This window comes from Pseudonocardia sp. KRD291, assembly GCF_019263595.1.
GTDB lineage: Bacteria > Actinomycetota > Actinomycetes > Mycobacteriales > Pseudonocardiaceae > Pseudonocardia.
Window position 1 is genome coordinate 24,786 of sequence record NZ_JADQDD010000002.1, and the last position, 22,085, is coordinate 46,870.

At 71.5% G+C, this 22,085-nt stretch carries 23 protein-coding genes; 2 read left to right on the top strand and 21 right to left on the bottom strand.

Features of this window, described 5'->3' with window-relative positions:
* Positions 1-17 precede the first annotated feature (17 nt).
* Positions 18-359, top strand: coding sequence for a ferredoxin (gene fdxA, locus I4I78_RS00790; protein ID WP_218609191.1), 342 nt, complete (start codon positions 18-20; stop codon positions 357-359).
* Positions 360-438: 79 nt separating this feature from the next.
* Here fdxA and I4I78_RS00795 read toward each other — a convergent pair whose 3' ends face one another.
* From I4I78_RS00795 to I4I78_RS00850, 12 genes are all read right to left on the bottom strand, one after another.
* Positions 439-1,212 (bottom strand): SDR family NAD(P)-dependent oxidoreductase, encoded by a 774-nt coding sequence (locus tag I4I78_RS00795; protein ID WP_218609192.1) that lies wholly within the window; start codon positions 1,210-1,212, stop codon positions 439-441.
* Positions 1,209-1,994: an amidohydrolase family protein gene (locus I4I78_RS00800; protein WP_218609193.1), complete on the bottom strand. Its 786-nt coding sequence runs from the start codon at positions 1,992-1,994 to the stop codon at positions 1,209-1,211. The genes I4I78_RS00795 and I4I78_RS00800 overlap by 4 nt, the downstream gene beginning before the upstream one ends.
* Complete coding sequence (locus I4I78_RS00805) at positions 1,991-2,740, bottom strand: SDR family NAD(P)-dependent oxidoreductase (RefSeq protein WP_218609194.1); 750 nt, start codon at positions 2,738-2,740, stop codon at positions 1,991-1,993. Before I4I78_RS00805 ends, I4I78_RS00800 begins: the two co-directional genes overlap by 4 nt.
* Before the next feature lie 14 nt (positions 2,741-2,754).
* On the bottom strand, positions 2,755-3,738 hold the full coding sequence (locus tag I4I78_RS00810; protein WP_308251832.1) for a PDR/VanB family oxidoreductase: 984 nt from the start codon (positions 3,736-3,738) through the stop codon (positions 2,755-2,757).
* Entirely contained in the window at positions 3,735-5,279 is a 1,545-nt protein-coding gene (locus I4I78_RS00815) for a class I adenylate-forming enzyme family protein (RefSeq protein WP_218609195.1), read from the bottom strand. Before I4I78_RS00815 ends, I4I78_RS00810 begins: the two co-directional genes overlap by 4 nt.
* Before the next feature lie 36 nt (positions 5,280-5,315).
* Positions 5,316-5,729 carry a Rieske (2Fe-2S) protein gene (locus tag I4I78_RS00820; RefSeq protein ID WP_226378863.1) on the bottom strand — a complete coding sequence of 138 codons (414 nt, stop codon included), beginning with the start codon at positions 5,727-5,729 and terminating at the stop codon, positions 5,316-5,318.
* Positions 5,722-6,867 carry an amidohydrolase family protein gene (locus I4I78_RS00825; protein WP_218609196.1) on the bottom strand — a complete coding sequence of 382 codons (1,146 nt, stop codon included), beginning with the start codon at positions 6,865-6,867 and terminating at the stop codon, positions 5,722-5,724. Before I4I78_RS00825 ends, I4I78_RS00820 begins: the two co-directional genes overlap by 8 nt.
* Positions 6,868-6,895: 28 nt before the next feature.
* The gene (locus I4I78_RS00830; RefSeq protein ID WP_218609197.1) at positions 6,896-8,053 is read right to left on the bottom strand and encodes a thiolase family protein; all 1,158 of its coding nucleotides are present in this window, start codon (positions 8,051-8,053) and stop codon (positions 6,896-6,898) included.
* A complete protein-coding gene (locus tag I4I78_RS00835; RefSeq protein WP_218609198.1) occupies positions 8,050-8,433 on the bottom strand; it encodes a Zn-ribbon domain-containing OB-fold protein in 384 nt (127 codons plus the stop codon). Before I4I78_RS00835 ends, I4I78_RS00830 begins: the two co-directional genes overlap by 4 nt.
* Entirely contained in the window at positions 8,430-9,296 is an 867-nt protein-coding gene (locus I4I78_RS00840) for a hypothetical protein (RefSeq protein WP_218609199.1), read from the bottom strand. Before I4I78_RS00840 ends, I4I78_RS00835 begins: the two co-directional genes overlap by 4 nt.
* Positions 9,297-9,628: 332 nt before the next feature.
* The gene (locus I4I78_RS00845; protein WP_218609200.1) at positions 9,629-10,402 is read right to left on the bottom strand and encodes a FadR/GntR family transcriptional regulator; all 774 of its coding nucleotides are present in this window, start codon (positions 10,400-10,402) and stop codon (positions 9,629-9,631) included.
* Between the two features lie 55 nt (positions 10,403-10,457).
* Entirely contained in the window at positions 10,458-11,237 is a 780-nt protein-coding gene (locus I4I78_RS00850) for a carboxymuconolactone decarboxylase family protein (protein ID WP_218609201.1), read from the bottom strand.
* Between the two features lie 96 nt (positions 11,238-11,333).
* Between I4I78_RS00850 and I4I78_RS00855 the strand changes: the two genes are divergently transcribed.
* Entirely contained in the window at positions 11,334-12,491 is a 1,158-nt protein-coding gene (locus I4I78_RS00855) for an acyl-CoA dehydrogenase family protein (protein ID WP_218609202.1), read from the top strand.
* 106 nt (positions 12,492-12,597) lie between these two features.
* Here I4I78_RS00855 and I4I78_RS00860 read toward each other — a convergent pair whose 3' ends face one another.
* The 9 genes from I4I78_RS00860 to I4I78_RS00900 form a co-directional block, all read right to left on the bottom strand.
* Positions 12,598-13,404: a crotonase/enoyl-CoA hydratase family protein gene (locus I4I78_RS00860; protein WP_218609203.1), complete on the bottom strand. Its 807-nt coding sequence runs from the start codon at positions 13,402-13,404 to the stop codon at positions 12,598-12,600.
* On the bottom strand, positions 13,401-14,165 hold the full coding sequence (locus tag I4I78_RS00865; RefSeq protein WP_218609204.1) for an SDR family NAD(P)-dependent oxidoreductase: 765 nt from the start codon (positions 14,163-14,165) through the stop codon (positions 13,401-13,403). The genes I4I78_RS00860 and I4I78_RS00865 overlap by 4 nt, the downstream gene beginning before the upstream one ends.
* 61 nt (positions 14,166-14,226) lie before the next feature.
* Positions 14,227-15,408, bottom strand: coding sequence for a thiolase family protein (locus I4I78_RS00870; RefSeq protein WP_218609205.1), 1,182 nt, complete (start codon positions 15,406-15,408; stop codon positions 14,227-14,229).
* Positions 15,409-15,519: 111 nt separating this feature from the next.
* Positions 15,520-16,896, bottom strand: coding sequence for an MFS transporter (locus I4I78_RS00875; RefSeq protein WP_218609206.1), 1,377 nt, complete (start codon positions 16,894-16,896; stop codon positions 15,520-15,522).
* Positions 16,897-16,962: 66 nt separating this feature from the next.
* Positions 16,963-18,012, bottom strand: a complete 1,050-nt coding sequence (locus I4I78_RS00880) for an alcohol dehydrogenase catalytic domain-containing protein (protein WP_218609207.1) — start codon at positions 18,010-18,012, stop codon at positions 16,963-16,965.
* Positions 18,013-18,303: 291 nt separating this feature from the next.
* On the bottom strand, positions 18,304-18,948 hold the full coding sequence (locus I4I78_RS00885) for a TetR/AcrR family transcriptional regulator (protein ID WP_218609208.1): 645 nt from the start codon (positions 18,946-18,948) through the stop codon (positions 18,304-18,306).
* A gap of 22 nt (positions 18,949-18,970) precedes the next feature.
* Positions 18,971-19,852, bottom strand: a complete 882-nt coding sequence (locus tag I4I78_RS00890; protein WP_218609209.1) for a MaoC family dehydratase N-terminal domain-containing protein — start codon at positions 19,850-19,852, stop codon at positions 18,971-18,973.
* Positions 19,849-20,976 carry a CaiB/BaiF CoA-transferase family protein gene (locus tag I4I78_RS00895; protein ID WP_218609210.1) on the bottom strand — a complete coding sequence of 376 codons (1,128 nt, stop codon included), beginning with the start codon at positions 20,974-20,976 and terminating at the stop codon, positions 19,849-19,851. Before I4I78_RS00895 ends, I4I78_RS00890 begins: the two co-directional genes overlap by 4 nt.
* Positions 20,973-22,085: a hypothetical protein gene (locus I4I78_RS00900; RefSeq protein WP_218609211.1), complete on the bottom strand. Its 1,113-nt coding sequence runs from the start codon at positions 22,083-22,085 to the stop codon at positions 20,973-20,975. Before I4I78_RS00900 ends, I4I78_RS00895 begins: the two co-directional genes overlap by 4 nt.

The following is a 22,085-nucleotide window of genomic DNA, read 5'->3' on the forward strand; positions in this document are numbered from 1 at the left end:
ATTCGGAGGAACTCGGCATGACCTACCTGATCGCCGGCCCCTGCATCGACGTGCTCGACCGTTCCTGTCTGGAGGAATGCCCCGTCGACTGCATCTACGAGGGGGACCGCAAGCTCTACATCCATCCCGACGAGTGCGTCGACTGCGGCGCCTGCGAGCCGGTGTGTCCCGTCGAGGCCATCACCGAGGACCTGGCGGCCACCCGCGACGAGCTCGCCTTCGTCGAGGACAACCGCCGGTTCTTCGTCGACGTCCTAGCCGGCCGCTCGGACGCGATCGGCGGGCCTGGCGGCGCGGCGGACGCCGGCCGGATCGGGGTCGATACACCGCTGGTCAGCGCACACCCCGTGACGAGCTGATCGGCCGCCGGCGGATGCACGATGGGCCCGGATCCTGGTGGGCCCGGGCCCATCCCGCGTCCTCACCGCCCTCGGCGTCTCACCAGAGCTCGCGCATCGCGCCCCACGGCCCGCCCTGTGCGCTGACGCCGCCGTCGACCGTGACGACCTGGCCGGAGATCATGGCCGCAGCCGGGGAGACGAGGAACTCGGCCACGTCGGCGACGTCGTCCGGTGTGCAGAGCCGTCCGACCGGGGTGTGGTCGACGAGCAACCGGCGGACGTCGTCCTGACCGTTCAGGTACGTCTCCAGCGAGTCGGTGAGCACCGGGCCCGGGACGATCGTGTTGGCGGTGACGCCTCGAGGGCCCAGCTCGACGGCCCAGGACCGGGTCAGGGCCTCAAGCGCCGCCTTCGCCCCACCCAGCAGCCCGTGTCCGGCCTGGGCGAACCGGGCGTCCAGGCCACCGATCGTCAGCACCCGGCCACCGGCCCCCATCGCCGGGGCGGTGCGGTGCACCAGCTCGACCAGACTGTCGACGACCGTCGCGAACGTCATCCGGCTGTGCCTTACGCCGACGTCGACCAGCGGCTTGAACGCCGTCGATGCCGCGTTCGCGACGAGGGTGTCGAGCCGCCCGAAGCGCTGCAGGACGGAGTCGGCGAGACGGGCGACCTGCTCGGCATCACCCAGGTCCGCGGTGACGACGAGCGTGTCGGCCCCCTTCCCCGCGACGACCCGCGCGACCTCCTCGGCCGCCGCAGCGTCCCGGCGCCCGTGGACCACGCAGTCGTGGTCCACCGCGAGCCGTTCGAGGATCGCGCGGCCGATACCGCGGGCACTGCCGGTGACCAGGGCGACCCGCCTGGTCACCCGGCGATCCCGAGCAGGCGGGCGAGGTTCCCGCCGAGCACCGCGTCGGTGTCGTCGTCGGACAGGCCCAGGCTCCTGATCGTCTCGATCTCGGCGCCCGGGTCGGCCATCGGCCAGTCCGAGGCGAACACGACCCTCTCCGGCCCGTGCTTCTCGATCACGGCCTTGACCCGATCCGGCGCCAGGGTCGCCAGACCCGGCGGCCACGAGGTGTCCAGGTGCACGGGCAGCCCGACGACCGTCTCGACCGCCTCCTCGAACCGCCGGTAGCCGCCGAAGTGGCAGGCGATCACGTCCAGCCGGGGGAACTGGCGGACGATCTCGGCGAGCATGGCCGGGCTGCACCGCTCGCCCGGGTCCTCCCCGGCCGCGCCGACGTGGATGATCACGGCGAACTCGCCGGACATCGCGTCCAGCGTGGCGAGCAGGCGGGGGTCATCGAGGCGCAGGTCCTGGAACATCGGGTGCACCTTGGCGCCCTTGAGCCCGTACGCGCGCAGGCTCGCGACGTTCTCCTCCGGGCTCAGCCCCGGGTGCACGGAGCCGAACCCGACGAAGCGGGCCGGGTCCAGCGACCCGGCGAACCGGTTGGCGTTGTCGACGCGGTCCGGGGTGTTGGCGACGCCCAGGCAGACCGAGCGGTCCACCCCGGAGGCCGCCATGACCTCGGTGAGGCTGTCGACGGTGCCGTCGCCGAAGCGCTTGAGGTCCGCGGGTGAGCCGGCGATCGCTTTCTTCGCGACCCGGTCCGGATACACGTGGGTGTGCCCGTCAATGATCACAGCTTGTTCACCTCTCCCCCGTCGAACACGACGACGGATCCGGTCATGAAATCCGACAGCGGGGAGGCTAGGTAGCAGACCAGCGGGCCGAACTCCTCGCTGCGGCCCATCCGGCCGGCGGGGATCTTGCGCAGGCGCCGGGTCAGGGTCTCCGGGTCATCGAGGACGGCGGACTGGGCATCGGTCTCGAACGCGCCCGGCGCGATCGCCGTGACCTGCACGCCGAACCGGCCCCATTCCGCGGCGAGCGCCTTGGTGAACTGCAGGATCGCGCCCTTCGACGCCGAGTACGACACCAGCACCGGCTTGCCGTTGATCCCGGACGTACTGGCGACGTTGATGACCTTGCCGGAGCGCTGGGCCAGAAAGTGCTTCCCCGCCGCCCTGGCCAGCACCGCCGGCGCCCGCACGTTGACCGCGAAGACCTCGTCCCACTGTTCCTGGGGCTGGTCGACGAACCGTCCGGCCGGGGCGATGCCGGCGTTGTTGACCACGATGTCGAGGCGCCCGAAACGCTCGACGGCGAGGTCGGGCAGGGCGGCCACCTCGTCGGCCGATGCCATGTCGACGGTCGCGATCGCGATCCGGTCTGGGTGGGTGGCCTGCAGCTTCTCCAGGCCCGGGGTGGTCCGGGCGACCGCGAGCACCCGCGCGCCCTCGGCCGCGAGTGATTCGGCGGCTGCGCGCCCCAGCCCTCGGCTCGCGCCGGTGACGATCGCGACCCGGCCTTCTAGATCGATGTCCATGGTGCGTGCCTTTCTCAGATGTCGAGCACGAGCTCGTCGTCGAGCGACCGGGAGACGCAGATCAGCATGATCTCGCCGGCCTCCTGCTCGTCGCCGCTCAGGACGGAGTCGCGGTGATCGGGCCGCCCGGAGACGACGTCGGACTCGCAGGTGCCGCAGGTGCCCTCCCGGCAGCTCGACGGCACGGGAGCACCGGCCTCCTCCAGCACCTCGAGGATCGAGTGGTCCGGGCCCACCTCGACCTCGATCCCGGACCGGGCGCACCGCACCCGGAAGCCCTGCGACCGCACGGGTTCGCCGATCTCCTTGGGCGCGAAACGTTCCACGTGCAGCGCGCCGTGCGGCCAGCTCGCGCACTGCTGCTCGACGGCCTGCAGCAGAGGTTCGGGACCGCAGCAGTAGACGAGCGTGCCCTCGGCGGGTGTCCCGAGGATCTCGCCGAGCGGGAGCAGCCCGTGGCTGTCCTGCGGGTGGACCCGCACCCGATCGCCGTGCGCGGCGAGCTCGTCGCGGAACGCCATCGAGGCCGCGCGCCGGCCCCCGTAGACGAGACTCCAGTCCGCACCCGACGCCGCCGCCTGCGCGATCATCGCCAGGATCGGGGTGATGCCGATGCCGCCCGCGACGAACACGTAGCGCGGCGCCGGCTCCAGTGCGAAGTGGTTGCGCGGGCCGCGGACGGTGAGGATGTCGCCGACCCCGATCCGGTCGTGCACGTGCTCCGACCCGCCGCGGCTCCCGGGTTCGCGCAGCACCGCGATCCGCCAGGTCTCGCCGTTGCCGGGGTCGCCGCAGAGCGAGTACTGGCGTTCGAGGTGCTCGTCGAGTACGAGGTCGATGTGCGAGCCCGGGGTCCAGGACGGCAGCGCGCCGCCGCCGCAGCGGCGCAGCTCCAGCGACACCACGTCCTCGGCCACGGCCTCACGGGCGATGACCTCGACCTTCAGCTCCTCCTCGGCCGCGGTGCGCGCCGGCGCGCCTTCCGCCGGGCCGGTCACCGCGCGCCGCCCTTCCCCGCGGCGATCTCCACGACCGAACGCTTGGCGATCTTGCCGACGGCGTTCTTGGGCAGCGAGTCCAGCGTCAGCACCTGACCGGGGACCTTGATACTGGGCAGCCCGGCGGCGCGGCAGTGCGCCTGCAGCTCCGCGGTGTCGAGCGTGGCGCCGGCGCGCAGCGCAACCGCCGCAAGCACGGACTCACCCCACTCGGTGTCCGGTAGTCCGACGACCGCGGCCTCGAGGACCGCGGGGTGGGCGTAGAGCACGTTCTCGATCTCCGACGGGGTGATGTTGTAGCCACCGCGGATGATCAGGTCCTTCTTGCGGTCGACGATGTAGAGGTAGCCCTCGTCGTCGAACTGCCCGATGTCACCGGAGCGCACCCACCCGTCGACCAGCGTCTCCGCCGTCTTCTCCGGGTTCCGGTGGTAGCCGAGCATGGTGTACGGGGTGTGGAACAGGACCTCGCCGCGCTCGCCGGGGGCGGCGTCGCCGCCCTCGTCGTTCACCACCCGCACGTCGGTCAGGAAGGACGGCCGCCCGGCGGATGCCGTGAGGTCGGTGCGGCCCTCGGCGATCCGCCGGTGGTCGTTCTGGCGCAGCATGGTCGCGATCGAGGCGACCTCGGCCATCCCGTAGAGCTGGCTGAACACCGGCCCGAACCGCCTGACCAGCTCGGTGACCCGGTCCGGGGCGATCGGCGCGGCGCCGTACCCGATCGAGGTCAGTGTGGGCAGCGCGGAGCGTTCCAGGCCGGCTTCGAGCACGCGGTAGAGCATGGTCGGCACCAGGTAGGTGTGCGTGGCGCCCTGCTTCGTCGCCTCGGCCGCGAACGCGCCGGGGTCGAAACCCCGGGAGTCGAGGAACCCGACGGCACCGCCGAGGAAGAACGTCGGCGCGAGGGTGATCTGCACGCTGGAGTTGTGCGGGATGGCGGTCAGCCAGCGCGAGCTCGCCGACATCCCGTACTCGAGCCCGGCGACCATCGCGTGTGTCGACACCGCGCGGGCGTCGAACAGGATGCCCTTGGGCGCCCCGGTCGTCCCGCTGGTGTAGACGATGCAGAACTCGTCCTCGGGCGCCCGGGCGTGCACCGTCGGCGGCGGCGCCGACGAGGCGCTTGCGAGCGAGCCGTACCCGGCGTCGGACGCGTCGTCGACGTCGAGCACGGCCATGCCGAACTCGGCGCCGAGCGTCTCGGCCAGGTCGCGGAGGGGCCCCTCGGTGAGCAGGACGCGGGCGCCGGCGTTGCCGAAGATCGCCCGGTACTCGTCCTCGCTCATCCGGAAGTTGAGCCCGCAGTACACCGCGCCCGCCTTGGCGCAGCCCACGATCGCCTCGGCGACCTCGATCCGGTTGCGCAGCAGCACCGCGACACGGTCCCCCGGGCGCACGCCGAACCGGCCCTGCAGGGTGTTCGCGAGGCGGTTGGAGCGTTCGTCGAGCTCGGCGTAGCTCAGTGACCGGTCACCCTCGAACGCCGCGGTCGCGTGCGGGGTGTTCCGGGCATGCGCCAGTACGGCGACACCGATGTCCATGTGTCGTGTCTCCTCGGGTTGCGCGGGTTCCCGCGCTCAGACGTAGAGCACGACGTCATCGCCGTCGACGACGACGGTGTAGACGCGCACTCGGGCACGCTCGGTCTTGACCAGGGCCCGCCCGGTGTCGAGCCGGAACTCGTAGCCGTGCCAGGGACAGGTGATGAACTCGTTGTGCCGGCCGTAGGAGTACTCGTGCGGTGCGGTGTCGGCCATCGTGCCCTTGACGACGCCCTCACACAGCGGCGCGCCGTGGTGCGGGCACGTGTTCATCAGCGCGTGGTATCGGCCGTCGACGTTGAGCACCCCGATCGACCGGCCGTCGATCTCGACGATCTTCCGGTCGCCCGGCGGCAGCTCGTCGACGCGGCATACGACATGCGGCGTGCCTTTCGGATGCACGGCGTCCTCCTTCTGGACGAGGTCGGGCCCGGTCGTCGTCTCAGTCAAGGCGGTCTCCGTAGACCTCTCGGGGGGTCTCGACCTGGATCCGGCGGCGCAGCTCCGGCGTGAGCCCCTGAAGCGCGCGGTCCGGGTTGTCGAAGTCCCAGTGCGGGTAGTCAGAGCTGTACATCAGCACGCGCTCGGCGTGCATCATCTCCATCAGCGGCGCCAAGTGGCGCGGGTCGTGCGGCTCGACGAAGGGCTGCGTGGTGAACCGGACGTGGTCGAGCAGGTACTCCGACGGCGGCCGGGTCAGCCACGGCACCTCGTTGCGCAGACCCTTCCAGTCCCGGTCGAGCTTCCACATGACCTCGAGCGCCCACATGAACCCGCCCTCGGCGATCACATGCTTGAGCTTCGGGAACTTCTCGAACACGCCGTGGCAGATCATGCTCAGCGTGTTGGACTGGTGGATCTGGCCCAGCGCGGTGTGCCACTCCAGGTAGAAGGTCGGCGTGCCGGCCATCTGGGGCGCCTTCGCGAACACGTTCTCGGTGCCGCTGGGGTGTGTGACCAGCGGCAGCTCGTGCCGGGCGCAGGCCTCGTAGATGGGCCAGTAGTGCTTCTCGCCCATCAGGATCTGCCCGAGTGGCATGAACACCGCGACCACGCCGTCGCGACCGGCCACCCGGTCGATCTCGGCGACCGCGGCCTCCGGGTCCTGCGGGGCGACCACGAGGGCACCGCGGAAGCGCTTGTCCTCCTGCAGCCAGCGCTCGGTCATCCACTCGTTGTAGGCCGAGGCGATGGTCGCGGCGACCATGCCGTCGGGCATTGCGCCGATGCCCAGGCACTGCCCGGAGAGCAGCACGGCCCGGTACACGTGGTGCGGGTCGAGCAGCTGCTTGGCCGTGAACACCGGGTCCGTGGCAGGCGGGACGCCGGGCTGTGCCGCGTCCGCGCGGTAGGCACCGGCCGGGTTGATGTAGAGGTAGTCCAGCGGCAGCGTGAACTGGGCCGCGGCCATCCCCTTCGCCCAGTCGTCGCCGCTGATGCCCAGGCGCGTCTTCCACGTCTCGCTCATGTACGGCATCAGGTCGCGGATGCCGTTGACGAAGTTCGGGTGGACGTCGGAGTCGATCACTCCGTTGCGCTTCAGGTCGAGCTCGTCGGTGGCGCCTCTGGGCGCCTCGGTCGTCGTCATCGCCGACTCTCCTTCCGGTGGTGGTGGTCTATCGGGCGCGTCCGAGGAGCGCGAGGTTGTAGTACTGGGCCCCCGAGCCGGCGCCGGCCGCGATCGCGACCTCGGCCCCGGGGATCTGCCGCTCGCCCGCCTGCCCGCGCAGCTGGCGGACGGCTTCGGCGATCTTGAGTGTGGGTGCTCCCCAGCCGATGTGGCTGAAGGACAGGAGTCCGCCGTCGGTGCAGGTGGGCAGCTTGCCGTCCGGCCCGATGCCGGTGGCGAGCGCGAAGTCGGTTCCCTCGCCGACCTCGCAGAAACCCAGCGCCTCGAACTGGCGGGCGACCTCGAGCGAGTTGACGTCGTAGAGCTGGGCCACGTCGACGTCACACGGGCCGAGCCCGGCGAGCCCGAAGGCCTTCGCCGCCGCCCGCCTCCCGATCGGCCAGACCTGCTCGTAGCGGGGTGGGTCGACATACTGCTGACGCATCCACTCCATGCCCGCGCCGAGCACGACGACCGGGTGGTGCGGCAGGTCGCGGGCACGTTCGAGGGTGGTCACGACGATCGCGGCGCCGCCCTCGGAGGCCAGGCAGAGATCCAGCAGCGTGAACGGGTCGACGACCGGCGGCGCGGCCAGCACGTCGTCCGCGGTGAACGGCCCACGCCCGTGCATGACCGCCTCGGGGTTCGCGGACCCGGTGTTGCGGATCGTCGCGGCGATCTCCGCAGCGCCGCGCCGGGCGTGCGGGAACCGGGCGAGATGGCGCTGGGCGACCAGGGCGAAGTGCGCGGCGGTGAACGCGCCGAACGGTTCGACGAACTCGTTGCCCGGGCGGGTGTAGGACGCGACCTGGCCGCCGCCCAGCACGCCCGCCTGCCCGCCTGTGATCAGGATCGTGGTGGCCTGCCCGGTGAGGATGGCCCCGGCCGCGTCGAGCAGCGCCGGGACCCCCTGCGGGTAGGAGTCGCCGATCCAGTCGAGCGGCACGCCGAGCAGGGTCGACCAGTCCGCAGAGCCCGGCGCCAGCTCGGTTCCGCCGGGGCCGGGCCAGCGGGCCGCGATGCCGTCGACGTCGGTATGGCTCAGGCCGGCGTCGGCGAGGGCGAGCTTGGCCGCGTCCAGGGCGACCTGCAGCGAGTTGCGCTGCGAGCGCTTCCGCTGCGGCGTCACCCCGACGCCGACGACGGCGACACCGGACAGGTTCACGAGGTGGCCTCCGCGAACGCCGGCTGGGTCCGGCCGTCACGCTCGACCCAGGTGACCTCGACGGCACTGCCGATCTGCGGGAGCCGGTCGCCGACGAGGGTGGCGAGCATGCTCCAGCCCTCCTCCAGGTCGATGACGCCGAGCCCGAACGGCACCGTGAAGCCGGGGCTCGGGGCCTTGTGTACGACGGTGGCGCTGTAGACGGTCCCGCGCCCGGAGCTCGGCCGGTAGACCCAGTCCTCCGACAGGCACGCGGGACAGGCGACCTGCGGGGTGAAGAAGCTGTGGCCGCAGTCCCGGCACACGGGGCGCACAAGCTCACGGCGGGCGGCCGCGGCCCAGAAGTCCGCGGTCAGCGCCGTGCTGTCGAGCACGGTCACGCCCCACCCACCAGCAGCCGGTGCGCGGCGTCCTTGACGGTCATCCCGACCTCGACACCACGCCGGGCCGCGGCCTCGTTGTGCGCGCTGATCAGGCCGTGGGCGTAGCCGAGGAAGGCGTCGCCGATCGGCGCGGTCGTGCCGTCGATGCAGGCGCCGGCCAGCCCGGCCTCGTCCGCGGTAACCAGGCCGGACACGCCCGAGCGGTTCTTGCTCATCCCGCCGTCGTGGCAGATGAACCCCCACGGGTTCGCCTCGAGCAGGAACTTCGCGCCGCTGCGTCCGGTGTGTCCTGCCGTGACCAGCACGCTGGCCTGCTCGTCCTCGGGGTAGGCCCAGACGATCGAGTCGGTCACCACCACCCGCCGGCCGCTCTCGTGGCGCTCCACGATCTCGCGGCGGACCTTGTTGCCGACCTCGGTGTCGGTGGGGTCGTTGTCCAGCAGGACATCCGCTGCCTCGGCCACACTCATCCCGGCCGTCACCCCGCAGATCTCGGCGACGTAGTTGACGTGCTTCACGACACCGCTGCGGTAGAGGTCCTCACCATTACCCATGTCCGCGGTCATCCCGTCCGCGGTGGCCGCGGGGATGCCCAGCGCCTCCAGGTACCAGAGCCCGGCGATGCCGGCGCCGTCCTTGCCGACGCAGGCGTCGTGCCCGATGACCCCGCGCGGCCGGTGGATCGCCACCATCCGCGCCGGCAGCACCCCGATGTAGGAAGCGGGCACGACGACGTCGGTACCGGTGTTGCGGGCGTCGACGTACCGCGCCGAGTCCATCGTGACGATCCGCCGGCCGTCCCGCTCCACCACGATCTCCTGAGGGTGGTCCTGCTCCCGCTCCAGCAGCGTCTTGCTCATCTCACCGGTCCTGACGTCGTCGTCGGCGGCCGCGGCCTACTCTTCCGGCGCCGCCTCGAGATCACAATCTAGGGATATGATTAACAACAGATCGGATCCTAGACGCTCGTCGGCGAGATCACCAGATGTGAGTCGACGGCCATTCGCGCGGACGTACCGAGCACCCGGGAACAGGCAGGGCACAGCCGGAGCACAGCGAGCAGAAGCACTGCACGCCCAGGCCATGGCCGAGCAGTTCGAAGCCGTTCAGCCGAGACGATGGGCATGCAGTCGACGTTGCCGGCGGCGGCCCGAGGCCGCGTGAGCCCGCCCGGCCGTGCGGCCGGAGGGACTCAGGTGCCGTACATCTCCCAGCTCAGGACCTCGTCCATCTGCCGCTGGTAGTGCCGCTCGAAGTAGGCCAGCGTGTCGTCCATGTGCTCGCGCATGGCTGCCTCGGCCTTGTCGCCCTCACCGGACTCGATCCCGATGCAGACCTCGTCGTGCGCCCGCCAGACGATCTTGCGGAACCGACGCGGGTAGTCGACACCCAGAACGGTCCCGTCGGTGATCCAGTGCAGGGAGTTGATGCAGTACCCGAACAACGGGTTCTCCGAGCCCCAGGCGACGAGATCATGGAACCGGCGGTTCTCGTCCAGGAACGCCTCACGGTCGTCCAGACTCTCGCCCATCCGGTCCACCGACCCCCGCAGGTCCGCGAGCAGCCCATGATCACTGCGCTCTGCGCACAGCCGCGCCGTGAGCGGCTCCAGCAGCTGGCGTGTCTCGATCACCGCGCGGAACGGCGTGTCGGCGAACTGCATGAGCAGGGCGAGCGTGCTGGCCAGGTGCCGCGAGTCCGGCGACGTGACCACCGGCCCACCACCGGGCCCCGGCCGGATCATCAGGACGCCCTGCAGTTCCAGGACCCGCAGAGCCTCGCGCAGCGTGTTGCGCCCGACGTTGTAGGTCTCGAGCATGTCCCGCTCGGGCGGCAGATGGGCGCCCGGCTGCAGGTTGCGGCCCTTGATCTCCTTGACGATCCGCTGCGCGATCACCGTCGCCCGCTTCGGAGGCATGCCGGACGGCGCCGAGCGCGGCGCGACGTCCTTACGGGCGGCGGTCATGGTCACTCCCTGTCCAGCGCGGAACTTTCCTGACCATCGTACTCAGAGATCCCGCTCATTCCGGGGCACCTGGCTCGTCCCGCGAGTCGATCACTCCCTGCGCGGCGGGCAGCCAGGACGCCACGCCGGCGAACGGCATGGCCGTGAGCGTGGCCTCGACCAGCTGCTCCTCGGTGGCCCCGGCACGTCGCGCGCCGCGCGCGTGGATCGCGACGAAGCGGGCCTGGTACTCGGCGGCGTTCACCGAACACAACAGCAGCTCCATGTCGCGCGCGGGCAGCGGCGTTTCCCCCAAGGAGGACTCCCGCATGAGGAAGTAACCCTCCAGCCCCTTCCCTGCCCGATCCCCGAGCAGCTCGACGTAGTCTGGCACGGAGCCGAAGTACTCGCGGAAGTAGGAGTAGGCGCCCTGGACGTCGGCGTCGAAGCCGGCGGTTGCGTCGTCCCCGCTCGCAGGGGGCCCCGCGGGTGGTCCGTAGGCCTTGTCCGTCGCCTCGACGAACAGAGCGTGCGGGGTCACGCCCCGCGAGATCAGCAGTCCGACCGAGGCACCCTCCGCGTGCTCGCGCGGGACACCCTGCTTCGCCGCGGCTGCGAGGAAGTGGTCGACGAGGTCGCCGTCCCGCTTGACCGCGCAGATCGCCGCCGCGAACAGCGATTTCAACCCCGCCGGCAGCGCACCGCCGGCGGTGATCACATCTGAGACCCGCGCCAGGCCCTCGACGAACTTCGGGGCGGAGCCCTCCAGTCTCGGCAGCCACTCCGGCTGCGGCAGGAGTTCCGCCGCGCGCCGCCCACCCGACGTGGTCACCGCGTTCGCACCGGTTGTCGTCATCGACTCCACCCTTCTCTCGACCACGTTGTCCGTGTCACCGTCGCAGCCGGCCCGGAGCCGTCGACGCCGGTCGCGCTGTTTAGTATCATAGTATTCATGGACTCCACAGAGAAGTGGTTCGGCTTCGGTGCCGCCGAACGTGCGTTGCAGGAGGAGGCGGCCGCTCTCACGGCCTCCGTCGCGGACATCTCGGCCGAGGCGGACGCGATGAGCGAGATCCATCCCGGGATACGCGAGGCGCTGCGGGCGAGTGGGCTGGCCGGGCTGATGGTGCCCGCCGAGTTCGGCGGGCGCGCGGAGAAGGTCGACCCGCTGGCCGTCTGCCTGGTGCGCGAGGTCCTGATGAAAGGCTCATCGCACCTGGACTCGATGTTCGCGCTGCAGGGCATCGGCAGCTACGCGATCACCGTCGGCGGCACGGACGAGCAGCGCCGGCACTGGCTGCCCCGCGTCGCCTCGGTGGAGACCCTCGCCGGCCTGGCGCTGACCGAGGACAACGCCGGCTCCGACCTGAAGAACGTATCCACGACCGTCACGGAGAAGAACGGTGAGCTCGTCGTGCACGGGGAGAAGACCTTCATCTCCAACGCCGGCGCCGCGGACTTCTTCGTCACGCTGGTGAAGGAGGAGCTCGACGGCGGTCCGTCGCTGTCGCTGGTGCTCGTGCCCGCCGACGCTCCCGGTGTCAGCACCCGGCCGAGCCCCGAGCTGATCGCCCCGCACGTGCTCGGCGACGTCTCCTTCGACGGTGTCGCGCTCCCGCCCGAGGCGCGCCTCGGCGTGCCCGGCAAGGCGATGTCGCTGGTGCTCAGCACGCTCGCCGTGTTCCGGGTGTCGGTCGCGGGCGCGGCCGTCGGGCTGGCGACCGGAGCGCTGGAGGAGGCCGCCCGGCACGCCCGGACCCGCGAGCAGTTCGGCCGGCCGCTGCTCAAGCACGGCCCGGTCGCCCAGCTGCTCGCCGACTCCTGGAACGACGTCGAGATGGCCCGGTTGCTCACCTACCAGGCCGCCGCCTTCGCACGCGAGGACGCCCGCGCGGCGCTGAACCGCTCGTCGATGGCCAAGGTCGCCGCGACCGAGGCGGCCAGCCGCGTCGTGGACCGGTCGGTACAGGTGATGGGCCGCTGGGGTCTGATCGCGAACAGCCCGATCGAGCGCTACTACCGCCAGGCCCGGCCGATGCGCGTCTACGAGGGTGCCTCAGAGGTCCTCAAGCTCGGCATCGCGACGACGCTCTGCGCCGAGGTCGACTGAGTCCCGGCGGTCGAGGGACGAAGCAGCGGCACTGAGTCCCCGGAACGACAGACGCCGGCGGCCCGTCACGGCCCGCCGGCGTCGTCGTGTCCGGCGCGGGACCGGGTCAGCGCCCGCGCCAGTGCGGCGCACGCTTCTCCGCGAACGCCCGGGCACCTTCGCGGGCGTCCTCTGAGCTGCGCACCGGGTCGATCACGACCTCCTGGCGGGCGAACTGCTCGTCCTCGTGCCAGAGCGCGGACTCGACCATCACCTTCTTGGACGCGCGCACGGCCAGCGGCGCGTTCCGGGCGATCTCCTCGGCCAGGGACCGGGCCGCCGCCAGCGCGCCCCCGTCCGGTACCACCGCGTTGACCAGTCCCAGCTGCGCGCACCGGGGCGCGGTGAGCGGGCGGCCCGTCAGCACGGCTTCGGTCGCCAGGTTGCGCGGGATCCGCCGGGGCAGGCGCAGCATCCCGCCACCCGAGGCGACCAACCCGCGGGTGACCTCGGGGAGGCCGAAGGTCGCGCTCTCCCCGGCCACGATCAGGTCGCAGGCCAGCGCGATCTCGAACCCCCCGCCGAGCGCCGGGCCCTCCACCGCGGCGATGAGTGGCTTCCGGGGCGGTCTCGCCACGAGCCCGAACCCGCCGCGGTGCTCGTCCACGGGCCGCTCGCCGGTTTCGGCGTACGCCTTGAGGTCCATTCCGGCCGAGAACATCTCCGGTGTCCCGGTGAGGATGCCGACCCGCAGCTCGTCGATGGCGTCGAGCTCGTCGAGCGCGGCGCTGAGCAGGCAGGCGGTATCGAGATCGATCGCGTTGCGCCGCCGCGGCCGGTTGAGGGTGAACACGGCGATGCCCTCGACGTGCTCGACGAGCAGCGGAACGGACCGGGCGTCGTCTGCTGTGTGCGCGACGAGCTGCTCGGTCATCGCGGCGCCATCCGGACGCCGCCGTCGAGCCGGATGGTCTCGCCGTTGATCATGGGGTTCTCCAGCACGTGCATCGCCAGCGCGCCGAACTCGTCGGGGGCGCCGAGCCGGCTGGGATGCGGCACCATCTTCCCGAGCGAGTCCCGGACCTCCTGCGGCAGGCGGCCCAGCAGTGGTGTGTCGAAGATGCCCGGCGCGATGGTGGCCACCCGGATCTGCTTGCTGGCGAGGTCGCGGGCGGCGACCAGCGTCATCCCGACCACACCCGCCTTGGACGAGGCGTAGGGGATCTGCCCGATCTGGCCCTCCCAGGCCGCGACCGAGGACGTCAGAACGATGGCGCCACGCTCCCCGTCGACCGGCTCGGTACGGGCGATCCGCGCCGCGGCGAGGCGGACCACGTTGAACGAGCCGATCAGGTTCAGGTTGATGATCGCCGCGTAGTCCTCGAGCGAGCCAGGGCTACCGTCCTTGCCCAGGATGCGCATCGCGTGGCCGCGCCCGGCGCAGTGCACGACCGCGCGCAGCGGGCCGTACTCCTGCGCCGCATCCAGCGCGGGGGTCACGCCGTCCTCCGTCGTCACGTCGCCCGGGACGAACCGCGCGCTCCCGCCGAGCTCGGCGGCGGCCTCGGCGCCGCGGGACGACTCCAGGTCCAGGAGCACGACCCGCGCGCCGGCCTTGACCAGGCGGTGCGCCGTCGCGAGCCCGAGGCCGGATGCGCCCCCGGTCACGACCGCGGAGATGCCTGAGATGTCCACGTCATTCCTCCGACTGTCGCCGCGCGCCGGGTCTTTCCGGCACGCTCGGTGGTCTCGCTGGTCAGATGCGCTCGAGCAGCAGGGCGTTCGCCATGCCGCCGGCCTCGCACATGGCCTGTAGCCCGATCCGCCCGCCGGTGGCCTCGAGCGCGCCGAGCATGGTGGTGGCCAGCCGCGCACCGGAGGCGCCCAGCGGGTGTCCCAGGGCGATCGCACCGCCGCGCGGGTTGAGCCGGGCCGGATCCGCGTCGAACTCGGCCTGCCAGGCCAGGGGCACCGAGGCGAACGCCTCGTTGACCTCGTAGTGGTCCACGTCGGCGAGCGCCAGCCCTGCCCGGTCGAGTACCCGGCGGGTGGCCGGGATCGGCGCGGTGAGCATCGCGATCGGGTCGTCCCCGCAGACCGCGAACCCGCGGAACCGGGCGCGCGGGCTCAGGCCGAGCTCGGTCGCGGCGCGCTCGCTCGTCAGCAGGATCGCGCTCGCGCCGTCGGTGATCTGTGACGAGTTGCCGGCCGTGACCGACCACCCGATCTCGGGGAACCGCCGTGCCGCGTCGTCGTCGGCGAAGGCCGGCGTCAGCCCGGCGAGCTTCTCGGCGGTGGTCCCGCGACGGATACTCTCGTCGCGCGCCACGACCGTGCCGTCCCCCAGCGTGATCGGCACGATCTCGCGGTCGAAGCCGCCGGAGTCCGCGGCCTCGCCGGCCAACCGGTGCGAGCGGGCCGCGTAGTCGTCGAGCTGCTCGCGGGAGAGCTTCCAGCGCGCGGCCACGAGCTCGGCGGCGACGCCTTGGGACACCAGGCCCGGGGCGTAGCGCGCAGTGACCGACGGCCCGTACACGTCGGCGCCGAGCCGGTTGCTGCCCATCGGGACCCGGCTCATCGACTCGACGCCGGCCACCACCACGACGTCGTACTGACCGCTCATGATCCCGGCCGCGGCGAAGTGCACCGCCTGCTGACTCGACCCGCACTTGCGCTCGACGGTCACGGCCGGGACGTGCTCGGGCAGGCCGGCGGCGAGCCACGCCATGCGGCCCACGTTGCCGGACTGCTCGCCGGCCTGGCTCACGCATCCGGTCACCACGTCGTCGACCCGGGCAGGGTCGATCCCGGTGCGCGCCAGCAGACCCGAGATCGTCTGCGCGAGCAGTTCCACCGCATGCAGGCCGGACAGTGCGCCGCCGGGCTTGCCCTTGCCCATCGGCGACCGGACCGCGTCGACCACTACTGCCTCGTCCATCACGCCTCCTCAACTCAGGATTATTATATACATAGATTATGCGAGAGACGACCCCACGACGACGACGGGCCGTCCGCCGCGAGGGCGGACGGCCCGCAGGCACGCAGGGCTTCAGTCGTGGACCGAGGCCTGTGCGAACGAGTCGGCCGAGCCCCGGAACTTCGGCAGCCGCATCGTCCACAACGCGCCGGCCACGGTGCACAGACCACCGAGCAGGAAGATCAGGGCGAGCGGCATCGTGGACCCGCCGAGCTCCTCGGCCCAGGCCAGCGCGGGGATCGGCAGGAGCGCCCCGCCGATCACGCTGGCGATCGCGAAGGAGAACGACAGCCCGAAGTAGCGCAAGCGGACCGGGAACGCCTCGGCCATCGTCGCGCCGATCACGCCGTTGGTCATCCCGTAGTTCACCAGGCCCACGGTCATGCCGAGCCACAGCAGCGCCGGCGAGCCTTCGGAGACGAGCCAGTAACCGGGGAACGCCCACACCGCCGTGAAGATCCCGCAGAGCAGCAGCACCCGCTCCTTGCCGATCCGTCTGCCCAGGTACGCGGACCCGAGGGTCACCGGCACCACGACCACCGTCGCGATCACCATGCCGATCTCGACATCGATGGCCGTCAGCCCCTCGACGTGGCGCGGCACGAACGCGAGCAGACCCGTCGCGAAGGTGAGCACGGCGATCGCCGCAGCCTGCCAACAGAGAATCATGGCCACGATGGCCTTCCAGCCCTCCCGGAGGGTGACCCCGAAGCCGGCACGGGGCACCTTCTCCGACTCCGCGCGCGCGATCGCGGCCTTGAACTCGGGGGTCTCCTCGATCCGCGTGCGGATGACGATCCCGACCGCGATCAGGACCGCGCCGGCCAGGAACGGGATCCGCCAGCCCCAGGCCTGGAACGTCTCCGGGCTCACCGCGGTGCCGATCAGCAACAGCGATCCGGCGGCCAGACCGACGCCGAGCGTCGCACCCACCTGCGGGATCGCGCCGTAGAACGTCTTCCTCTTCTCCGGCGCGTGCTCGACCGCGATGAGGATCGCGCCGCCCCACTCGCCGCCGTAGGCAAGCCCCTGCAGCACCCGGAGCGTCACCAGCAGGATCGGGGCCGCCGCCCCGATCGTGGCGTAGGTCGGCAGCAGGCCGAGCAGCACGGTCGCGACGCCCATCAGCCCCAGCGTGAGGATCAGCCCGCGCCGCCGGCCCACCCGGTCGCCGATCCGCCCGAACAGGATCGCCCCCACCGGCCGGACCACGAACGCCACGGCCTGGCTCGAGATCGCGAACAGGGTGCCCGCCCACGGCGCGGCCCCGGGGAAGAACAGCGGCCCGAAGACCAGGGCCGCGACGAACGAGTACAGGATGAAGTCGTAGATCTCGATCAGGTTGCCCACGCACGACGCGGCCGCGATCTTGCGCAGGGACAACCCCTGCCCCGGCGCTGCTGGGGCGACGGGCACTCCGGGCCCGGCGGCCTGCTGTTCGGTGGTCACGGTCGTTCCCCTTCCTTCCGGATGGCGTCATTGCCGTCCCGGGGTATCCAGCACGGGGGGTGCACGTCAGTTCTGCTCGGGGAGCAGCACACCGCGGCCGGTGAGCCGGCCGGCCTCCAGCTCGTCCAGCGCCAGCAGGCCCTGGTCCAGCGGGAAGGTCTGGACCTGCGGCCTCAGGTGACCGGATGCCGCGAGGGCGACCACCTCGACCAGATCCGCCTTCGTCCCGCTGTAGGGACGGGTCAGCGAGGCCCCCCAGGGCAGCGACATGGCGCCCTGGCTGGTCTCGAACGTGAAGTGCCCCTCCGTGAGCCCGATCGCCCGCACGGCGCCGTACGGAGCGACGATCCCGGTGGCCAGCGCCAGCGTGGAGTCGGTCCCCACCAGGTCCAGCACCACTTCCGCGCCGTAGCCGCCGGTTCTAGAGAGCACCTGCTCCGCGACCGTCGGGTCAGCGGAGTGCAGGGCGGCGTCGACCTCGCTGCGGACGGCGTCCAGTGCGTCGTCGCGAACGTCCAGCACGACGATCCGGGCGGCGGTGATCGCCCGCAGGATCTGGATCGCCATCCGGCCGAGGCCACCGGCGCCGATCACGACGGCGATCGAGCCCGGGGTGAGCAGGTGCGCGGTCTCGCGCACCGAGTGGTACGGCGTCAGCGCGGCGTCGGTGAGGGTCGCGGCGACGGCCGGGTCGAGGTCGGCGATCCCGACGAGAGCCGCCGCCGGGACGACCATGTACTCCGCCATGCCGCCGTTCACGCTGACACCCGGCGTCGCCGCCGGGAACATCCGGTTGCCGGTGCGACGGCACGCGTTCTGCCGGCCGGCGGTACACGCCGAGCACGTCCCGCAGGACCACACCGGATAGACCGCCGCGGAGGTTCCGGCTTCCCAGCCGCGAACCCCTGCGCCGACCTCGACGATCTCGCCCGCCGTTTCGTGTCCCAGGATCGTGCCGGCAGGGATCCATGCCTCCGTGGTCCGGCGCATGTGCACGTCGGTCTGGCACACGCCCGCGGCGAGCACCCGCAGCAGGACCTCGTGCTCGCCGACCACCGGTGTGTCGACCTCGGTGAGCTCGAGCTTCGTGGGCCCCAGGAGCTGGATCGCCTTCATGGGCCGCCTCCGTCGTTGTGCCGGAGCGAGCAGCCCCGACGTAGAATCTAGGGACATAGTATGTATGGACACGGCGGTGTCAAGGGTCACGATCGGAATGCGTGGAAAGGGGAGAGCCCGGAGCGTTCGTCACGTTCGCCACCTCGGCCCGGTCGGAAGCCGTGCGGCGGACCGTCGTCCACACAGGGGATCTCGAAGACCTGTGAGCCCACGAGTTCGCCCGAGGCCGCGCACCCTGCCCCGGCCGCCTGGCGGACCTGCAGACCGGGTGGGCCTATGGCCGCGAAACGGTCACGTGGGATCGGCCATGGATCCGCCGACGAGGGCGAGGGCGAAGCCGATGTACTGGGCGGCGATCTCCTCGGGCCTTTTGGGCCCGCCCGGGGTGTACCACTCGGCCACGCCCTGGCAGAGCACGAGCACGGCGCGAGTGGCCTCGTTGGGGTCGGTTGTGCGGAACTCGCCGGTGGCGCGGGCGGCCTCGACCTCGGTGAGCACCATGCGTTGAAGTTCGTCTCGAAGGGCGACGTGCCTGCTCCGGTATGGCTCCTCCAGCGCATGGATCTCGCGGGCCGCTCTGGCGAGCCGGCGCCGGTGCGACATATACAGCACGATGTTCTCGACGAGCGCGATGAACCGGTCGCGGGGCGCATCCTCTGCTGCGGCGAGCGCGGCCCGGCTACGGGCCATGACGTCCTCGTTCGATATCCGTAGCAGGGTCGCGAGCATCTCTTGCTTGCTGGAGTGGTGGTGGTAGAGGCCGGGGACCGACAGGCCCGCCTTCATCGCGATGGCCCGCACGGTGGTGCCGTGGTAGCCGAACTTGACGAAGACGTCGAGTGCCGCGTCGAGGACGTCCGGCAGTGTGCGGTCGTGCGTGTAGCGCCGCCAGTCAACGATCTCGACGTCTAGCTGCTCGTGGTCCACGCTGGTCATCACACCACTTTCCTTGCCGGGCTCAGGCCGCGGCGTACCCGACTTCGGCGTACACGTGGCCGCCCCGGGCGTGGTCGCCGCACACGCTGTAGGTCCGGCCGTCCGTGTGCCCCCGCAGGGTCAGCACGTCTCCGGGGACGGCCGGGCGCGCCAGCCGCAGCTGCAGCGAGCGGCACCAGGCCCGGCCCGATGTTGCACCGGTGAACCGGAGCACCAGGCCCGCCGTGGTGACGATGCTCGCGATGATGTCCGGAAGCCCTTGCGCTGTGGCGACCTGATGGTCGTGGTGTACCGCCTCGTGGTCGTTCGACGCCAACGACGCGGTCACAATCAGAGTGCGGCTCAGGGGGACGGCCAACGGCTCCAGGTTCTGAGGCCCCTCATTGACGCTGGCTGGCCGTCTGCCTCGCTCCCCCGGCGCCGGATCGAAGTAGAAGGTGCGGGCGCGCAGCCGGCCGACGGGGCCCTCGTCGTCGGCGATCGTGAAGCCGATCGTGACGAAGCGCCCGCGGCCGAGCGCGGTGTCCTTGAGTGCGGACACCGCCTCCACCCGGGACCGTTCTGTGAGCAGCACACCGGGATGGATGGGGCGCAGATACTCCTGCTCGTAGTCGGTGGCAACGACCGCGGTCAGTCCTGCCTCGCGGGCGAGCCCGCGCACCCGGGCGTGCAGCGTGGGGTGCGCGGCCCGGTCGGTGACCGGCATGGTCCAGGTCTGCAGCATCGCGGGCGGCGCGAGGACCGTCGGGTATCCGGCTCGGCGCGCCGCCGCCTCGTCGAGGTACAGCGGGTTCGTCTCATCGAGAGCCGCGCACCAGGTGCGGATCGCGTACTCGCTCACCGGCACCTCGGCGCTCCGCTGACCGCCGTCGAGCGTCGCGGCGAGGTCGAGTGCGTCGGTCATCCTCGAAACTCCACGGCGTCCAGCTCCCGACGGGGTCGCAGCGGGCGTTCGACGGTGCGCTCCAACCGCACCGGGCTCGCCACACCGCGCTCCTCGCCGACCTCTCGGAGCAGCCCGCTCTCGGCGGCCAGCGGATCCGCGACGACAGCGGCGTAGTCCTTGACCTCGGCGACGAGGACGCCGACCTCCAGCAGACGGGCGACCCACTCCGCGACGCTGCCGCCGGCGAGTCTCTTCTCGATCAGCTCGACCAGCTCGCCACGGTGCCGGGCCCGGTCGACACCATCGGTGAACCGCGGGTCGTCGAGCAGCTCGGGAGCTCCGATCGCGGCGGTGAACGCGCGCCAGTGCGAGTCGAGGTAGGCGCTGACGATGATGGCGCCGTCCGCGCATCGCAGGAGGTCGGCGGGCGCGGTGAGGGGGGCGCTGTTGCCGGCCCGCGGTGACTGCACACCGGTCATGAGAAATTCGGTCAGCGGGCCGGTCTGCAGGTGCAGGGCAACGTCGTACAGGCTCAGCCGCACGACATCCCCACGTCCGGTTCGCTCCCGGCGGAACAATGCGGCCAGCACGCCATGGCACAGCGCGTGCCCGCACGCCGCGTCCACGGCGGTGAAGCCGATCTTGGTTCCGGGGCGGTCCGGGTAGCCCGTGGTCGAGATGATCCCGCTTTCGGCCTGCACCACGATGTCTACGCCGCCCTTGGTCCGCCCGATCGGTCCGCGCCCGAAGCCGGACACCGACGCGTAGACCAGCCGCGGGTTGCGGTCGAGCAGCTCGTCCGCACCCAGGCCCAGACGTTCCATCACACCCGGCCGGGCAGCCTCGATCACCACGTCTGCTTCGTCGATCAGGCGCAGCACCCGCTCGCGGCCCTCCGGGCTACGCAGGTCCAATCGGATCAGCCGCTTGTCGCGGTTGTAGCCCACGAAGACCGGTGAGTCCGGCAGCCTCGCCGCCGCGAGCGAGCGCAGCAGCCTGCCGCCATCACCCTGCGGAGGCTCGACCTTGACCACGTCCGCGCCGTAGTCGGCCAGTAGCAGACCGGCCGACGGACCGGCGACCATCTGGGCCAGCTCCAGGACCTTGATGCCGGCGAGCGGGAGCTCTTCGCCGGCGCTCACGACAGGCCCAGCCACGGCAGCCGGCCACTCAGGATCAGCGTCATGCTTCCCTGCCCGCGGCTCACCGGACCGGCCCCTACCAGCTCGACGGCGACCGGCTGGATCCGGTGCCAGTGCTCGTTCTCGGTGCCGTCCGGGTAGCGAATCGTCGAGGGATGGGAGACGTCCCAGACGTCGTGCTCGAGACGCGCGTCGCGCCACACGCCGAGGCCACCGCGGTCCGACCAGCCGCCGGAGTAGCCGAGGCCCTGCATCGCGATCGAGGAGCCCAGCGCCGTGCAGCGGAACGTCACCTCCTCGCCGTCGGACAGGGTGGCGCCGAGCGCGCAGTCGGTGAACCGCCGGGTGTCCGGGTGCAGTGAGACGTCCAGGTCGGTACCGGAAACCTCCTGCACCAATCTGCTGCCGTCCCGCCACGCGAGGTCGCCGGTGACGTAGCCGGGATCGTCGCCGCGCCGGTCGAACAGGACGTGCCCGGCGACCGCGTCGGTGGCGAAGAACAGGAACGCCATGGCGAACCCCTTCTGCGCCAGGTCCGGTTTCGGCCCGGTCACCGGCTCCCGGACCCCCATCCGCGGGCGCACTCCCCACGAATGGTCGCGACAGGCCCACCAGTCTGCGACCTCGACCGTCTCGCCGCCCACTTCCAGCCGTCCACGGACGGTGCCGATCTGATCGAACCGGCGGTAGTTCTCGGTGACCCGGCCGCGGGTACGCGCGAAGTGCGGCCGCTCCTCGGCGGGCGGCAGCACGCCGGTCCAGATCAGTTCCCCGGACACGCCGTGCTCGCCGGGGGCGATCGTGAGCCGGAACTCCTGCAGCGGCACGGTGGGTCGCACGGTCAGCGGCCCACAGACCGGGTCGACCTCATGGCCCAGCGAACGCGACACGCGGACGTTGTACTGCCGCCCCCGGTGCACGACGATGACGCCGCCGTCGAGCACGTTCATGTTGCGGTAGGCGCCCATGGTGACCTGGATCGCCGTGTCACCGTAGGGCGCGTAGCAGGCGAACCAGTAGCGGTCGAAGAACCGCGGGTCGCTGGTGCCGACGTGGTCGAAGGTGGTCGGCAGCTGGTGCCAGAGGCTGTCGTCGAGGCTGGTCAGCAC

Excerpts from the sequence above, each read along its gene's own strand:
- I4I78_RS00825 (WP_218609196.1), bottom strand. The coding sequence starts at position 6,867 with ATGACGACGACCGAGGCGCCCAGAGGCGCCACCGACGAGCTCGACCTG.
- I4I78_RS00890 (WP_218609209.1), bottom strand. The coding sequence starts at position 19,852 with ATGACCGACGCACTCGACCTCGCCGCGACGCTCGACGGCGGTCAGCGG.
- I4I78_RS00880 (WP_218609207.1), bottom strand. The coding sequence starts at position 18,012 with ATGAAGGCGATCCAGCTCCTGGGGCCCACGAAGCTCGAGCTCACCGAG.
- fdxA (WP_218609191.1), top strand. The coding sequence starts at position 18 with ATGACCTACCTGATCGCCGGCCCCTGCATCGACGTGCTCGACCGTTCC.
- I4I78_RS00840 (WP_218609199.1), bottom strand. The coding sequence starts at position 9,296 with ATGAGCAAGACGCTGCTGGAGCGGGAGCAGGACCACCCTCAGGAGATC.
- I4I78_RS00855 (WP_218609202.1), top strand. The coding sequence starts at position 11,334 with ATGGACTCCACAGAGAAGTGGTTCGGCTTCGGTGCCGCCGAACGTGCG.
- I4I78_RS00805 (WP_218609194.1), bottom strand. The coding sequence starts at position 2,740 with ATGGACATCGATCTAGAAGGCCGGGTCGCGATCGTCACCGGCGCGAGC.
- I4I78_RS00850 (WP_218609201.1), bottom strand. The coding sequence starts at position 11,237 with ATGACGACAACCGGTGCGAACGCGGTGACCACGTCGGGTGGGCGGCGC.
- I4I78_RS00815 (WP_218609195.1), bottom strand. The coding sequence starts at position 5,279 with ATGGACATCGGTGTCGCCGTACTGGCGCATGCCCGGAACACCCCGCAC.
- I4I78_RS00845 (WP_218609200.1), bottom strand. The coding sequence starts at position 10,402 with ATGACCGCCGCCCGTAAGGACGTCGCGCCGCGCTCGGCGCCGTCCGGC.
- I4I78_RS00885 (WP_218609208.1), bottom strand. The coding sequence starts at position 18,948 with ATGACCAGCGTGGACCACGAGCAGCTAGACGTCGAGATCGTTGACTGG.
- I4I78_RS00870 (WP_218609205.1), bottom strand. The coding sequence starts at position 15,408 with ATGGACGAGGCAGTAGTGGTCGACGCGGTCCGGTCGCCGATGGGCAAG.
- I4I78_RS00860 (WP_218609203.1), bottom strand. The coding sequence starts at position 13,404 with ATGACCGAGCAGCTCGTCGCGCACACAGCAGACGACGCCCGGTCCGTT.